The 14,365-nt window shown below is 66.3% G+C and carries 13 protein-coding genes and 1 pseudogene; 13 read left to right on the forward strand and 1 reads right to left on the reverse strand.

The genetic code is table 11. The features are described from left to right. Positions 1-22: 22 nt before the first annotated feature. The 6 genes from OKW40_RS17900 to OKW40_RS17925 all read left to right on the forward strand — a co-directional run bounded on the left by OKW40_RS17900 (position 23) and on the right by OKW40_RS17925 (position 5,044). Positions 23-1,180 carry a VanZ family protein gene (locus OKW40_RS17900; protein ID WP_090802829.1) on the forward strand — a complete coding sequence of 386 codons (1,158 nt, stop codon included), beginning with the start codon at positions 23-25 and terminating at the stop codon, positions 1,178-1,180. Between the two features lie 104 nt (positions 1,181-1,284). Then, a complete protein-coding gene (locus OKW40_RS17905; RefSeq protein ID WP_090802831.1) occupies positions 1,285-1,608 on the forward strand; it encodes a (2Fe-2S) ferredoxin domain-containing protein in 324 nt (107 codons plus the stop codon). Between the two features lie 26 nt (positions 1,609-1,634). After that, positions 1,635-2,279 carry an alpha/beta hydrolase gene (locus OKW40_RS17910; protein WP_429407612.1) on the forward strand — a complete coding sequence of 215 codons (645 nt, stop codon included), beginning with the start codon at positions 1,635-1,637 and terminating at the stop codon, positions 2,277-2,279. Between the two features lie 321 nt (positions 2,280-2,600). Beyond that, positions 2,601-3,830 (forward strand): D-alanyl-D-alanine carboxypeptidase family protein, encoded by a 1,230-nt coding sequence (locus tag OKW40_RS17915; RefSeq protein WP_429356531.1) that lies wholly within the window; start codon positions 2,601-2,603, stop codon positions 3,828-3,830. Positions 3,831-3,843: 13 nt separating this feature from the next. Beyond that, positions 3,844-4,803: a D-amino acid aminotransferase gene (locus OKW40_RS17920; RefSeq protein ID WP_429490782.1), complete on the forward strand. Its 960-nt coding sequence runs from the start codon at positions 3,844-3,846 to the stop codon at positions 4,801-4,803. Then, positions 4,775-5,044 carry a DUF493 family protein gene (locus tag OKW40_RS17925; RefSeq protein WP_129960330.1) on the forward strand — a complete coding sequence of 90 codons (270 nt, stop codon included), beginning with the start codon at positions 4,775-4,777 and terminating at the stop codon, positions 5,042-5,044. Before OKW40_RS17920 ends, OKW40_RS17925 begins: the two co-directional genes overlap by 29 nt. 19 nt (positions 5,045-5,063) lie before the next feature. Here OKW40_RS17925 and OKW40_RS17930 read toward each other — a convergent pair whose 3' ends face one another. After that, complete coding sequence (locus OKW40_RS17930) at positions 5,064-6,047, reverse strand: transcriptional regulator GcvA (RefSeq protein WP_429490784.1); 984 nt, start codon at positions 6,045-6,047, stop codon at positions 5,064-5,066. 98 nt (positions 6,048-6,145) lie between these two features. Between OKW40_RS17930 and OKW40_RS17935 the strand changes: the two genes are divergently transcribed. The 7 genes and pseudogenes from OKW40_RS17935 to OKW40_RS17965 all read left to right on the forward strand — a co-directional run bounded on the left by OKW40_RS17935 (position 6,146) and on the right by OKW40_RS17965 (position 14,365). After that, positions 6,146-6,472 carry a DUF2917 domain-containing protein gene (locus tag OKW40_RS17935; protein WP_429356533.1) on the forward strand — a complete coding sequence of 109 codons (327 nt, stop codon included), beginning with the start codon at positions 6,146-6,148 and terminating at the stop codon, positions 6,470-6,472. A gap of 119 nt (positions 6,473-6,591) precedes the next feature. Beyond that, positions 6,592-7,317 (forward strand): lipoyl(octanoyl) transferase LipB, encoded by a 726-nt coding sequence (gene lipB, locus OKW40_RS17940; RefSeq protein WP_429356534.1) that lies wholly within the window; start codon positions 6,592-6,594, stop codon positions 7,315-7,317. A 13-nt stretch (positions 7,318-7,330) separates the two neighbouring features. Further along, positions 7,331-8,338: a lipoyl synthase gene (gene lipA, locus OKW40_RS17945; protein WP_018419279.1), complete on the forward strand. Its 1,008-nt coding sequence runs from the start codon at positions 7,331-7,333 to the stop codon at positions 8,336-8,338. Positions 8,339-8,449: 111 nt separating this feature from the next. After that, complete coding sequence (gene ugpQ / locus OKW40_RS17950; protein WP_429490786.1) at positions 8,450-9,202, forward strand: glycerophosphodiester phosphodiesterase; 753 nt, start codon at positions 8,450-8,452, stop codon at positions 9,200-9,202. 376 nt (positions 9,203-9,578) lie between these two features. Beyond that, a complete protein-coding gene (locus OKW40_RS17955) occupies positions 9,579-10,859 on the forward strand; it encodes a dicarboxylate/amino acid:cation symporter (RefSeq protein WP_429490788.1) in 1,281 nt (426 codons plus the stop codon). A 45-nt stretch (positions 10,860-10,904) separates the two neighbouring features. Continuing rightward, a pseudogene (locus OKW40_RS17960) lies at positions 10,905-12,984 on the forward strand (sensor histidine kinase). A gap of 31 nt (positions 12,985-13,015) precedes the next feature. After that, positions 13,016-14,365, forward strand: a complete 1,350-nt coding sequence (locus OKW40_RS17965) for a sigma-54-dependent transcriptional regulator (protein WP_429490789.1) — start codon at positions 13,016-13,018, stop codon at positions 14,363-14,365.

A 14,365-nucleotide genomic window follows, 5' to 3' on the forward strand; every position in this document is an offset into this window, starting at 1 on the left:
AGCGCACGCAACGGAGCGCTGCATGAGCGAACGCCCCTGGCTGCGCCGCCCGTCGACGCTGGCCCGTCAGGCGCTGCTGCTTTACACGGCGCTGATCGTCTACGGGTCGTGGTATCCGTTCTCGGGCTGGCGCTCGCTCGGCATCACGCCGTTCGCCTATCTGTTCGATCCGATGCCGCAGTACCTGACGGCGTTCGACGTCGTCACCAACGTGCTCGGCTATATGCCGTTCGGCGCGCTGGTGGTGCTCGCGGTGTACCCGCGTTGGCGCGGCACGCTGGCCGTCGCGCTCGCGTTCGTGTTGGGCGGTCTGCTGTCAGGCACGATGGAAGCCGTGCAGACCTATCTGCCGACACGCGTCGCCTCCAATCTCGATCTCGCCGCCAACACGCTGGGCGCGCTCGTCGGCGCGGCGGTGATGTCGCCGTTGACCGGCGCGCTGCTCGACCGCGGCCTGCTCAGGCGTTTGCGGTTGCTGTGGTTCGAGCGCGGCCATGCGACGCTCGCGTGCCTCGTCGCCGCGTGGCCGTTTGCGACGATGTATCCGTCGCCGCGTCTGTTCGGTCTCGGCAACTGGCCGCGCGCGCTGTGGCTGAGCGTCGATCCGGCCACCCAGGACGCGCTGCTCGCGTGGACGCCGTCCGCGTGGCATGTCGGCGCATGGCCGGCGGCGGCCGCCGCGTGGCTGGACGACGACACATGGGAAGCGCTGATCACGGCGCTAAACCTGTTCGCGGCGCTCGCGCTTGCATCGCTGCCGGCGCGCCGTCATGCGCCACGCGTGCGCCTGCTGTTCGTGTTCATCGTCGCGACCTTGTGCGTGAAGGCCGGCGCGACGTTCCTGCAATCGCAATCGGGCCTCGCGTTCGACTGGGCGACGCCCGGCGCGCTAATCGGACTCGTGTGCGGCACCGTCGCGGCGCTCGTCGCGCTGCCGCTGCGGCGGCGGTTGCGTGCGACGCTCGCCGGGGTCGCGCTGGTCGTCGCACTCGTGTTCGTCAATCTGCTGCCGGTGAACCCGTATTTCGACGCCGTGCTCGCCGACTGGCGGCAGGGACGCTATCTGCATTTCAACGGGCTCGCGCGCTGGCTCGCATGGATATGGCCCTATGCGGCGCTGGTGTGGCTCGCGTTCGCGGTCGAGCGGGCGTGGCTCAAGCGGCGCGCGAGGCGGGCGTGACGTGCTTGCGCGCCGGCCGCCAGGTCCCGACGCCCGCACAGCCCGGTCGCTATAATCGTCCGCACCGCCATTGCACTTCCTTTCAGGCTCGCCTCCCGAACATCATGGATTCCTTCTACAAGCACCACGTTTTCTTCTGTCTGAATCAACGCGACCCCGGCGCCGAGCGTCCGAGCTGCGCGAACTGCAACGCACAGGCGATGCAGGAATACGCGAAACAACGCGTGAAGCAACTCGGCCTCGCCGGGCCCGGCCAGGTGCGCATCAACAAGGCCGGCTGCCTCGATCGCTGCGAACTGGGCCCGACGCTCGTCGTGTATCCCGAGGCGGTCTGGTACACCTATGTCGACGAGAGCGACATCGACGAGATCGTCGAATCGCATCTTGCGAACGGCAAGATCGTCGAGCGTCTGAAGATCGATCAATAGCGCGAACCACAAAACGATCCATCCCGATGAACGTCAACACGAAGAAGTATCTGATCGACGGCCCGGTCGGCAAGATCGAGGTCGCGCTGGACCTGCCCGACGGCGTGCGCGAAAAAGGCGCCGCGCCACGCGGCATCGCGCTCGTCGCGCATCCGCATCCGCTGTTTGGCGGCACGATGGACAACAAGGTCGCGCAGACCCTCGCGCGCACGCTCGTGCAGCTGAACTACGTCACTTACCGGTCGAATTTCCGCGGCGTCGGCCAGACCCAGGGCGAGCACGACGCGGGCGTCGGCGAGCGCGACGATCTGCGCGCGGTGCTCGAGCACATGCGCTCCGATCCGGACTACGGCGATCTGCCGCTCGTATTGGCGGGCTTTTCGTTCGGCACCGTGGTGCTGTCGCACGTCGCGGCGAAGCTGCGCGATGAAGGCCGGGAAATCGAGCGCATCGTGTTCGTCGGTACCGCGGCGAGCCGCTGGGACGTCGCACCCGTGCCCGAAAGCACACTCGTGATCCACGGCGAAGTCGACGAGACCGTTCCCGTCCAGTCCGTGTTCGACTGGGCGCGGCCGCAGGAACTGCCGGTCGTCGTGATTCCGGGCGCCGAGCACTTTCTGCATCGCAAGCTTCACATCCTGAAGCGGATCATCGTCGACGCCTGGCGCTGAAAACGCGCGACGCGCATTTTGCGGGGGACAGGTGCGCGCAAACGTGTGCAAATCGACGACACGCGCGCGAATCTGACCAGGTAGCGCGCGTATAATGGGCGCTCTTTTTTTGGGCACAGCGCCGCCCAGCCGGCAGAATCGCGCGCCGCGGAATCATTTCGCGGGAGGGCGCGGCCGGGTGCGCAGCGCTGCGCTCGCGAACCGATTGCGTCGCCATCAGTCCAACGGGCGCCCGCCGTTTTACGGCCAGATGCCCCGCCGACCGGCTCCCCCAACTCCGCGCGCTGTCGCGCAACGAATTTTTCTGCACGAATCGACCCTATGCGTTTCTCCTCCTCTGGCCGCACGGCATTCCCGTCACTCGCTTCTTTCGTTCCCGCTTCGCTCAATCGCGCCATCGCCGTCGGCCTCGTGCTGCCGGCCACGCTCGTCGCCAGCACCGCGTTCGCGCAGGTGCCGCCGCCGGGCGTCAACGCGCGCTCGTGGGTGCTCGTCGACGCGACCAGCAACCAGGTGCTCGCGTCCGCCAATGCCGACGAGCGCGTCGAGCCGGCGTCGTTGACCAAGCTGATGACCGCGTATCTCGTGTTCGAGGCGCTCGACACGAAGAAGATCACGATGGATCAGAGCATCGAGCCGAGCGAAGCCGTGCGGCGCGTGCGCAACGACGAATCGCGCATGTTCATCGAGGCGCTCAAGCCGGTGACCGTGCACGACCTCGTGTACGGCATGATCGTGCAGTCGGGCAACGACGCGGCAATTGCGCTCGCCGAACTGGTGGGCGGCAGCGAGGCGCAGTTCGTCGACATGATGAACAAGGAGGCGCAAAAGCTCGGCATGACGCACACGCATTTCGCCGACGTGAACGGCATGCCCGACCCGCAGCACTACACGACCGCGGGCGATCTCGCGATCCTGTCGGCCCGCCTGATTCGCGACTATCCCGAGTACTACAACATCTTCTCGGTCAAGGAATTCACGTACAACAAGATCAAGCAGCCGAACCGCAACCGTCTGCTGTGGATCGATCCGACCGTCGACGGTCTGAAGACCGGTCACACGCAAGCGGCCGGCTACTGCCTGATCGCGAGCGCGAAGCGTCCGCTGCCCGGCACGACCGACGCGTCGCGCCGTCTCGTCTCGGTGATGATGGGCGAGACCAAGGAGCACGACCGCGTGCAGGACAGCCTGAAGATGCTGAACTACGGCTACACCGCCTACGACACGACGCGTCTGTACAAGGCGAACCAGGTCGTGGCCACGCCGCGCGTCTACAAGGGTTCGCAGGACAGCGTGCAGGTTGGCGTGAAGAGCGACCAGTACATCACGCTGCCGAAGGGCGCCGCCGACAAGGCGAAGCCGCAGATCGAACTCAACGATCCGCTCGTCGCGCCGATCGCCAACGGCCAGCAGATCGGCACCGCCAAGCTCGTCGCCGACGGCAAGGTGCTCGCGCAATTCCCGGTGGTCGCGTTGCAGCCCGTGCAGCAAGCCGGTGTGGTGGGCCGCGTGTGGGATTCGCTGATGCTGATGTTCAACAAGAAAAAGTAAGGGCTACGTCGCAATGACCGTTGTCTCCGAGGTTTCGCCGGACCCGATCGTTCATCTGAACGGCGAACTGGTGCCGTTGTCCGAAGCGCGCGTGCCGGTGCTCGACCGCGGCTTCATTTTCGGCGACGGCATTTACGAAGTGGCGCCGTTGTACGCGCACGCGAGCGGATGGCGCACCGCGTTTCGTCTGAAGCAGCATCTGGCGCGTCTCGCGCGCTCGGTCGGCAAGATCGGCATCGCCAATCCGCTCGACGACGCTGGCTGGCGCGAGCTGATCGGACGCGTGGCCGAGGCCAACGAAACGGACGGCGGCTTGCGTGCCGATCAGGACGCGATCGCATACATCCAGGTCACGCGTGGCGTGGCGAAGCGCGCTCACGCATTTCCGGCCGGCGTGAAGCCGACCGTGTTCGTGATGGTCACCGCGCTGAACCTGCCCGCCGCCGCGCAGCGCGCAAGCGGTGTCCCGTGCGTGAGCGCCGAGGATCGTCGCTGGCTCAATTGCGACATCAAGTCGGTGTCGCTGCTCGGCAACGTGCTGATGGCGCAATACGCGGCCGAAAACGACGCCTTCGAGACGCTGCAGTTCCGCGATGGTTTGCTGACCGAAGGGTCGTCGTCGAACGTGTGGATCGTGAAGGACGGCGTGCTGGCCGCGCCGCCGCGCAGCAACAGGATTCTCGAAGGGATCCGCTATGGGCTCATCGAGGAGCTGACGGCCGAATGCGGTATCCGCTTCGAAGCGCGCGACATCACCGAAGCTGAAGTGCGCGCGGCCGATGAAATCATCGTCAGCTCGGCGACCAGGGAAGTGCTGCCGGTCACGCGGCTCGATGGCGCGCCGGTCGGCGCGGGCCGCCCGGGCGCGGTGTTTGCGCAGCTGTATGCGGCGTATCAGCGAGCCAAGGCGGCTGAAGCCGCCGCGGCGGAAGAAGGAGTAGAGAATGAATCCCGAGAACGACTCACTGTTTGAATTCCCCTGCGATTTCCCGATCAAGATCATGGGCAAATCGCACCCCGAGTTTGCCGCGACGATCGTCGAAGTGGTGCGCGTGTTCGATAGCGAGGTCGATGCGTCGCGCGTCGAGACGCGGCCGTCGAGCAGCGGCACCTACACGGGGCTGACCGTCCACGTGCGGGCGACGAGCCGCGCGCATCTCGACGACATCTATCGCGCGCTGACCGGCCATCCGATGGTCAAGGTCGTGCTGTAACACCGCGCGGTTTTTCACCTTACGGCGCGACGCGCAACGCGTCCGCCGTCACTCCCTGCGCCGCCAGGCGCGCGCTCGCCGCGGGACCCGCCTCGCAGGCGAGATCGAACAGCAGCCTGAAGCGCGCCATCTCGTCGAACAACCAGTCGCGAAACGCCTTGACCCGCGCGGTCCCCAGCGTCTGCGGCAGGCAGACCAAATAGTATTGCCACGGGCTCGGCCCATCCACATCAAAGAGCCGCACGAGCCGGCCCGCCGCGATTTCGTGCATCGCGAGCGAGCGGCGCGTCAGCGCGACCCCCTGGCCGTCGACGGCCGCCTGCAACAGATTCGACGAATCCTGATACAGCACGCCGCGCTTCGGCTCCGGCCAGTCGGTGAGGCCGGCGGCGTCGAACCATGGGCGCCATAGCTCGTCGTCGGAGCGCAGCAGCGGGACTTTGGCGAGATCGGCCGGGGTTTGCGGCAGCTTGCCGCCGTTGAAGTTGGGCGAGCAGGCGGGGAAGAAAATCTCGTCGAGCAGCAGCTCGGCGTGCAGCCCCGGATATTTGCCGAAGCCGAAACGGATCGCGACGTCGACGTCGTCGCGCGCGAAGTCCGTCAGCGCATTGGTGGTCAGCAATTCGAGATCCCACTGCGGATTTGCCTCGATAAAGCTGCCGATGCGCGGCGTCACCCAGCGGGCCGCGAACGACGACAGCATCGATATCACGAGGCGCCGCTCGCGGTCGCCGGCACGGATCGCGCGAGTCGCGTCGGCGAGCTCCATCAACGCGGCGCGCACCTGGGTGGCGTAGCGACGGCCGGTTTCGGTGAGGCGCACGCGCTTGCCGTCGCGCGCGAACAGCGACACGCCGAGCTCGGCCTCGAGCGCGCGGATCTGGTGGCTGACCGCGCCGTGCGTGACGAACAATTCGTCGGCGGCGCGCGAAAAGCTTTCGTGGCGGGCGGCGGCTTCGAACGCCTTGATCGCGTTCAGGGCGGGGAGTTGACGCAGGTCCATCGCAATATTTCTCACATAGACGTGAAAATTAATCGTTTTGCCCAAGTCCTTGCTGCACATAGGATTCTAGTCATGAAACGATTTTTGGCGAGGGCCTCATGCGAGAAATTTCCTCTAGTATTGCATATGAAATCCGCACTGGCGACACGCTGCCGCTGAAGGTCGCGCGCAGCACGAAGTTGCGCGTGCATGGCGGCGCAGTGTGGGTCACGCGCAGCGACGACACGAAGGACTACTGGCTGCAGCCTGGGCAGACGCTGCATCTGCGGCGCGGCGAGCGGCTCTGGCTCAGCGCCGAGGGCGCCACGTTCGCGAAGGTTACGTTCTTGGTGCCGACGCGCTGCGACGAGCGCGCGCTGAACTGGCTCGCTCGCATCGGCGAGCGCTGGATGATGCGTGTACGCGGCGGCTGGCGCACCGTTTGACGGTGGCGCGGCGCAAAAGCCGTGCATGACGCCGGGGCCGGCAGCGTACCGGCCCCGGCTGTGCAGGTTCCCGGTGGCCGCGGGCGCGGTTTCCGAGATTTCGGTAAACTCCCGGAATCATGTGCGCCACCCCGGTCTCTCCGTCTCCGCTACCTGCCATCGAGCCGCTCATGCTGCGCTGGCTCGGCCGCGAACCCTACGAAGCCAGTTTCGACGCGATGCGCGCCTTCACCGACGCCCGCACCGCCGACACCGCCGACGAAATCTGGCTCGTCGAGCATCCGCCCGTCTTCACGCTCGGCCAGGCCGGCGATCCGGCGCACCTGCTCGCGGCAGACAGCAACATTCCGCTCGTCAAGGTCGACCGCGGCGGGCAGATCACGTATCACGGGCCCGGCCAGGTGGTCGCCTATCTGCTGCTCGACCTGCGTCGGCGCAAGCTGATGGTGCGCGAGCTGGTCACCCGGATCGAGCAGGCCGTGATCGACACCCTCGCGGCGTATAATCTCGCCGGAGAACGCAAGGCGGGCGCCCCCGGCATCTACGTGGCGCCTGGGCCCGACGCCGGGCTCCATGCCGGCGCCAAGATCGCGGCGCTTGGCCTGAAAATCCGCAACGGCTGCAGCTATCACGGCGTGAGTCTGAACGTGAATATGGACCTGCGGCCGTTTCTCGCGATCAATCCATGCGGCTACGCGGGGCTCGAAACAGTCGACATGGCGACGCTCGGCATCGCCGCCGGCTGGGACGACGTGGCCCGTACCCTCGCAGCAAGTCTCACCGCAAACCTCGACGGCAATCCCGCGGCCGTCGCCCAACCGCAGGCCGGTGCGCTCACCGCCTGACTGGATCGAACGAATGACTGACGTAACCGCGAATTCCGCAGCAGCCACCCCCGCGCCCGAAGGCGTGCCGGCCCCCGCCGCCTACGACGCCACCGCGAAGCAGAAAGCGCAAGCCAAGACCGCGCGCATCCCGATCAAGGTCGTTCCGATCGAAAAGCTGAAGAAGCCGGACTGGATCCGCGTGAAGGCGGCCACCGGCAATTCGCGCTTCTACGAGATCAAGCAGATCCTGCGCGAGCACAATCTTCACACGGTGTGTGAAGAGGCGAGCTGCCCGAACATCGGCGAATGTTTCGGCAAGGGCACCGCGACCTTCATGATCATGGGCGACAAGTGCACGCGTCGCTGCCCGTTCTGCGACGTCGGCCACGGCCGTCCCGATCCGCTCGACGCCGACGAACCGGCCAACCTCGCGCGCACCATCGCTGCGCTGAAGTTGAAGTACGTGGTGATCACCAGCGTCGACCGTGATGATCTGCGCGACGGTGGCGCGGCGCACTTCGTCGAATGTATCCGTCAGACGCGCGAGCTGTCGCCGCAAACGCGTATCGAAATCCTGACGCCGGACTTCCGTGGCCGCCTCGACCGCGCGCTCGGCATCCTGAATGCGGCGCCGCCCGACGTGATGAACCACAACCTCGAAACGGTGCCGCGTCTGTACAAGGAAGCGCGCCCGGGGTCGGATTACGCGCATTCGCTGAAGCTACTGAAGGACTTCAAGGCGCTGCATCCGCACGTCGCGACCAAGTCCGGCCTGATGGTCGGCCTCGGCGAAACCGAAGAGGAAATCCTGCAAGTGATGCGCGATCTGCGCGAGCACGACGTCGACATGCTGACGATCGGCCAGTACCTGCAGCCGTCGGAGCACCATCTGCCGGTCCGCGCTTACGTGCATCCGGACACCTTCAAGATGTACGAGGAAGAGGCGTACAAGATGGGCTTCACGCACGCCGCGGTGGGCGCGATGGTTCGTTCGAGCTATCACGCCGACGTGCAGGCGCATGGAGCCGGCGTGGTCTGACGCGCTGGCGCCTCGCCGCTGTTGCCTCGCTTCACGCCCGCAGAAACGAAAAGCCCGCCGATGTGCGGGCTTTTTTCATAGACCGCTCTTCTATCAGCAAGGACACGACACGTGGCAACCCCGATGGATCGCGGGACCTCCGCACAATGGCCTTATTCGCGGCTGATCGCGCACCGCTGTGGCGGTACGCTTGCGCCGGAAAACACCTTGGCCGGTTTCGACGCCTGCGTGCGCTACGGCTATCGCATGGTCGAATTCGACGCGAAGCTGTCCGCCGACAACGCGCTGTTCCTGCTGCACGACGACACGCTCGATCGCACGACCAACGGCCACGGGCCGGCGGCCACGCACACATGGCAGCAACTCGCCGCTCTGGATGCCGGCGCGTGGCGCGGCGCGGAGTTCACCGGCACGCGGCTGCCGATGCTGGCCGACGCGGCCGAGCGTTGCGCGCGCGACGGCATCGCGGCGAACATCGAGATCAAGCCGTGTCCGGGCCGCGAAGTCATCACCGGCGCACTGGTCGCCCAAGGCGCGCTCGAGCTTTGGCAAGGGCAGACGCCGCCGCTGTTGTCGTCGTTTTCGTTCGACGCGCTCGCCGCCGCGCGCGATGCCGCGCCGTCGCTGCCGCGCGGCATGCTGTTCGAGCAGGTACCGGCGGACTGGCTGCGCATCGTGCGCGAACTCGACTGCGTCTCGCTGCACGCGAGTCACCGCTATCTGAGCGAACCGCTGGTCGCGCGGATCCGCGCGGCCGGGCTGCGCGTGCTCGCCTACACGGTGAACGATCCGGCGCGCGCGCAGTTGCTCGAAGAATGGGGCGTCGACATGATCTGCACGGACCGGATCGATCTGTTGACGTGACGTTGCGCTCGCAAGCTCCGCACAAACCCCTGCGGGTTTCCCCGCAAACGCGCGCGCACCGAATTCCGGATTCCCCGACAGCGCTCGTCCGGATTTCCGGAAACCCGGACGGCGCGCGCCGAGCTGTGCCGGAAAACCCATAAAAATCAAGGCTTCCAGTCTGAAATCAAACTGGCATCGACCTTGCGAAAGAAAGCGCGTGGCCGCCACGGCCCGACAAAAAAGCAAGGAGACAAAATGTCCGATTTCCCTTCCCGGTATTTCTGAATTCGTCGTCTTTGCAGCGGTCCGCCAACGTGCGCCCGCGCGACGACGTTTCGTTCGCGTGTCGCGCCTCGCGGCGGGTCATCAGCTCATATCCCTCGCAGGAACCATCGTGAAGAAACCTATCCATAAAGTGCTGTACGTCCAGGTGATCGTGGCGATCATCGTCGGCATCGTACTCGGGCATTTCTACCCGAACCTCGCCGTTGACATGAAGCCGCTTGGCGATGGCTTCATCAAGCTGATCAAGATGGTGATCGGGCCGATCATCTTCTGCACGGTCGTGACGGGCATCGCCGGCATGGAGGACATGAAGAAGGTTGGACGCGTCGGCGGCAAGGCGCTGTTGTACTTCGAAATCGTCTCGACCTTCGCGCTGGTGCTCGGCCTCGCCGCCACGCACCTGCTGCGACCCGGCGCCGGCTTCAACGTCGATCCGGCCTCGCTCGACGGCCGCGCGGTTGCATCGTATGCCGCGAAGGCGCACGGCCAGTCGACGGTCGACTTCTTCATGCACATCATTCCGGACACGCTGTTGTCGGCGTTCGCGCAGGGTGAGATCCTGCAGATCCTGCTGATCGCGCTGCTGTTCGGCGCCGTGCTCGCGACGGCCGGTGAGAAGGGCAAGCCGGTGACCAACTTCATCGAAGGGCTCTCGCACATCCTGTTCGGCATGGTGCGCATCATCACGAAGCTCGCGCCGATCGGCGCGTTCGGCGCGATGGCCTTCACGATCGGCAAGTACGGCATCGGCTCGCTGCTGCCGATGCTCAAGCTGGTCGGCACGTTCTATCTGACCTCGATCGTGTTCGTGGTGGTCGTGCTCGGCGCGATCGCGCGGGCGGTGGGCTTCAACATCCTGCGTTTCGTCGCATACATCAAGGAAGAGATGCTGATCGTGCTCGGCACGAGCTCGTCCGAAGCCGCGCTGCCGCAGCTGATGCTGAAACTCGAAAAACTCGGCTGCTCGCGCTCGGTGGTGGGCCTCGTGGTGCCGACCGGCTACTCGTTCAACCTCGACGGCACCAACATCTACATGACGATGGCGGTGCTGTTCATCGCTCAGGCGACCAACACCGACCTCACGTGGGGCCAGCAGCTGACGCTGCTCGCGGTGACGATGCTGACCTCGAAGGGTGCGAGCGGCGTGACCGGCGCGGGCTTCATCACGCTCGCGGCGACGCTGGCCGTGGTGCCGACGATTCCGCTGTCGGGCATGGTGCTGATTCTTGGCATCGACCGGTTCATGAGCGAGTGCCGCGCGCTGACGAACATCGTCGGCAACGGTGTCGCGACGGTCGTCGTGTCGGCCTGGGAAAAGGAGCTCGATCGCAGCAAGCTGAACAAGGTGCTGCGCGGCGAGGCGGCGGTCAAAGAGCCGGCCGGCGTTTGAGTCGCGCCTCGCCAACCCTGTCGTGACCAGCGCGGACGCTTAAGCATGAAACCGGCGTCCGCGCGGCCTTTCGAGGCGTCTGGCGGCGAGACCGCCGGCAAAAGTCGCGGCCCAGCCCGCGACGCGTCTGCCGGCGACGCCTTGCCGCCCTATGCCACAATGTCCGATGCACATCGATCGGACTTTGCCAACGTGACCCGCCGCCTGCTGATACTCTTCGCGCTCGCAGCCGGGCTCGCGGCGGCATGCTGGCTCACCTACAGCCTTGCGTGGAAAAGCGGTGTCGACACGCTGCGGCGCAACGCCGCCGTGCGCGCCGAGCGCACCGCGAGCGCGCTCAAGAGCACGCTCGAACGCTACGAATCGCTGCCGTATCTGCTCGCCGAGCATCCGATCGTGCAGGACGTGCTGATCGATCCGAATCTCGCCAACGTCAAGCGCGCGAATCTCTATCTCGACGACCTGAACCGCCACGCGCGCGCGACGGTCACCTACATCATTTCGCTCGACGGCTACTGCATCGCCGCCAGCAACTGGCGCGGGCCGGGCAGCTTCGTCGGCGCGGGCTATCAGTTCCGGCCGTATTTCGTCGATGCAATGAAAGGCGGCGTCGGCCCGCTTCTTCGGCATCGGCACGATTTCGCAGGCGCCCGGCTACTACATCTCGCAGCCGGTGCGGCGCGACGGCAAGATCGTCGGTGTGGCGGTCGTCAAGCTCGATCTCGAATGGTTTCAGGGCGTGGACGCGTCCGAGCCGCTCGTCGTCACCGACGATCATGGCGTGATCTTCCTGTCGTCGGTGCCGGCATGGAAGTACCACACGATTCGGCCGCTGCCCGGCCTGATCGCCGATTCGATCTACCAGGCTCGCCAGTACGCGCAGCAGCCGATCGAGCCGCTACCGGTGACGGTCGAGCGCATACTCGAAGGCAATGCGCAGATCCTGCGCATCGGCGGCGGGCGCTCCGCGCCGCGCTTCCTCGCGTCACGTCACGCCATGGGCGAGCCGGACTGGCATCTGATCACGATGTCGCCGGTCGATCCGGTCGATGCCGACGCGCGCAAGGCGACCATCGTCACCGGCTTCGGCTATGTGTCGCTGGTGCTGCTCGCGTTCTACTGGCGCATGCGGCGCGCGCGCGTGCGCGAAATGATGCGCAGCCGCGCGCTGCTGCAGAAGGCCTATGCCGAGCTGAACCAGCGCGTCGCCGAGCGCACCGCCGATCTGTCCGAGGCGAACGAGCAGTTGCACAAGGAAGTCGCCGAGCGTACACGCGCCGAGCAGGAACTGCGCGCCGCGCAAGACGAACTGATCCAGGCGAGCAAGTTGGCCGCGCTCGGTCAGATGGCGGCCGGCATCACGCACGAGCTGAACCAGCCGCTCGCCGCGCTGCGCAGTTTTTCCGATAACACGCGCGTGCTGCTCGAACGCGGCGATCAGGCATCGGCGCGCGAGAATCTCGAAGCGATCGCGGCGCTCACCGAGCGCATGGGCAAGATCACGAACCAGCTGAAGCTGTTCGTCGGCCGCGCGCGGCCGCGCAGCGCGCGCGTGTCGATCGTGCGGGCTCTGCGCAACGTCGTCGCGTTGCTGCAAAAGCGCCTGCAGGGCGTCGAACTCGAGTTCGTGCTGATCGATACCGCGGCCGACACCGACACCGACACCGACGCCGCCGCCGCCGCTGCGGCAGGCGGCGCGCGCACGCCGCTGAATCTCGCCGACGATCATCCGGAGCTGGTCGCGAATTGCGACGATCTGCGGCTCGAACAGGTGCTGATCAACCTGCTCGGCAACGCGCTCGACGCAACCGCCGGCATGAACCCGCCGCATATCACGGTCGAGGTGGAGGCCGGCGTCGCGAACCTGTCGATCGCGGTCGGCGACAACGGCCCCGGCATTCCCGACGACGTGTTGCCGCACCTGTTCGAACCGTTTTTCACGACGAAGGAAATGGGCCAGGGGCTCGGCCTTGGCCTCGCGATTTCATCGTCGATCGCGCGCGATTGCGGCGGCTCGCTCGTCGCGCGCAACGCGCCGCACGGTGGCGCATCATTCGTGTTGACGCTGCGTCGTGCGCGTGTGCGGACCAGCCCCTCGCACGATCCGCTGACCGCGGGCTCCTGATTTCACCCCGAAGCATCACCCGGAACACGCAATGAACGACGGCCTGCAAGTGCTGTATATCGAAGACGACGAACTGGTGCGCCGCGCGAGCGTGCAGAGCCTGCAACTGGCGGGCTTCGACGTGGTCGGCCATGCGTCGGTCGAGGCCGCGGCGAAGCTGATCAGCGCGGACTTCTCCGGCGTGATCGTCAGCGATATCCGGCTGCCCGGCGCGAGCGGTCTCGACCTGCTCGCGCAGTGCCACGAGCGCGCGCCCGACGTGCCGGTGATTCTGGTCACCGGCCACGGCGATATCTCGATGGCCGTGCAGGCGATGCGCGACGGCGCCTACGACTTCATCGAAAAGCCGTTCGCGTCCGAGCGGCTGATCGAAACCGTGCGGCGCGCGCTGGAGCGCCGCAAGCTCGTGCTCGAAAACCTCGCGCTGCGCCGTGAGCTGGCCGGGCAGAACGCGGTCGCGCCGCGCATCATCGGCCGCAGTCCGGCGATCGAGCAGGTGCGGCGGCTGATCGCCAACGTCGCGCCGACCGATGCGTCCGTCCTGATCAACGGTGATACCGGCGCGGGCAAGGAGCTGATCGCGCGCAGCCTGCACGAGTTGTCGCCGCGGCGTGACAAGCCGTTCATCGCGGTGAACTGCGGCGCGCTGCCCGAGCCGATGTTCGAATCGGAGATGTTCGGCTACGAGCCGGGCGCGTTCACCGGCGCGGCCAAACGGCGGATCGGCAAGCTCGAACATGCGTCGGGCGGCACGCTGTTTCTCGACGAGATCGAGAGCATGCCGCTCGCGCTGCAGGTCAAGCTGCTGCGCGTGCTGCAGGACGGTGTGCTGGAACGGCTCGGCTCGAATCAGCCGATTCGCGTCAATTGCCGCGTGGTCGCGGCTGCAAAAGGCGACATGGCCGAGCACGTCGCGGATGGCTCGTTCCGGCGCGATCTGCTGTACCGGCTCAACGTGGTGACGATCGCGCTGCCGCCTTTGAGCGAGCGTCGCGAGGACGTCGTGCCGCTGTTCGAGCATTTCCTGCTCGATGCTGCCGTCCGTTATCAGCGGCCGGCGCCGATGCTCACCGATCGCCAACGTGCGAGTCTGATGCAGCGAGACTGGCCGGGCAACGTGCGCGAGCTGCGTAATGCCGCCGACCGCTTCGTGCTCGGCATCGCCGACGAACCGGTGCTGTCGTTCGGCGAAGACGGCGGGGCCACCCATCCGCTGAAGGAGCGTGTCGAGCAGTTCGAGCGCGCGATGATCGCCGAGGCGTTGGAGCAGGCGGGCGGCGTGGTCGCGGTCGCGGCGGACCGGCTGCAGCTCGGCAAGGCGACGCTCTACGAGAAGATCAAGCGATATGGCCTTGCGGCCAAAGGGGAAGGGGAGCGGTGA

The sequence above is a fragment of the Paraburkholderia sp. RAU6.4a genome (assembly GCF_050435625.1).
GTDB classification, from domain to species: Bacteria; Pseudomonadota; Gammaproteobacteria; order Burkholderiales; family Burkholderiaceae; genus Paraburkholderia; species Paraburkholderia tuberum.

Coding starts and splice junctions, on each gene's coding strand:
- OKW40_RS17900 (WP_090802829.1), top strand. CDS start 23: ATGAGCGAACGCCCCTGGCTGCGCCGCCCGTCGACGCTGGCCCGTCAG.
- OKW40_RS17905 (WP_090802831.1), top strand. CDS start 1,285: ATGGATTCCTTCTACAAGCACCACGTTTTCTTCTGTCTGAATCAACGC.
- OKW40_RS17910 (WP_429407612.1), top strand. CDS start 1,635: ATGAACGTCAACACGAAGAAGTATCTGATCGACGGCCCGGTCGGCAAG.
- OKW40_RS17915 (WP_429356531.1), top strand. CDS start 2,601: ATGCGTTTCTCCTCCTCTGGCCGCACGGCATTCCCGTCACTCGCTTCT.
- OKW40_RS17920 (WP_429490782.1), top strand. CDS start 3,844: ATGACCGTTGTCTCCGAGGTTTCGCCGGACCCGATCGTTCATCTGAAC.
- OKW40_RS17925 (WP_129960330.1), top strand. CDS start 4,775: ATGAATCCCGAGAACGACTCACTGTTTGAATTCCCCTGCGATTTCCCG.
- OKW40_RS17930 (WP_429490784.1), bottom strand. CDS start 6,047: ATGGACCTGCGTCAACTCCCCGCCCTGAACGCGATCAAGGCGTTCGAA.
- OKW40_RS17935 (WP_429356533.1), top strand. CDS start 6,146: ATGCGAGAAATTTCCTCTAGTATTGCATATGAAATCCGCACTGGCGAC.
- lipB (WP_429356534.1), top strand. CDS start 6,592: ATGTGCGCCACCCCGGTCTCTCCGTCTCCGCTACCTGCCATCGAGCCG.
- lipA (WP_018419279.1), top strand. CDS start 7,331: ATGACTGACGTAACCGCGAATTCCGCAGCAGCCACCCCCGCGCCCGAA.
- OKW40_RS17965 (WP_429490789.1), top strand. CDS start 13,016: ATGAACGACGGCCTGCAAGTGCTGTATATCGAAGACGACGAACTGGTG.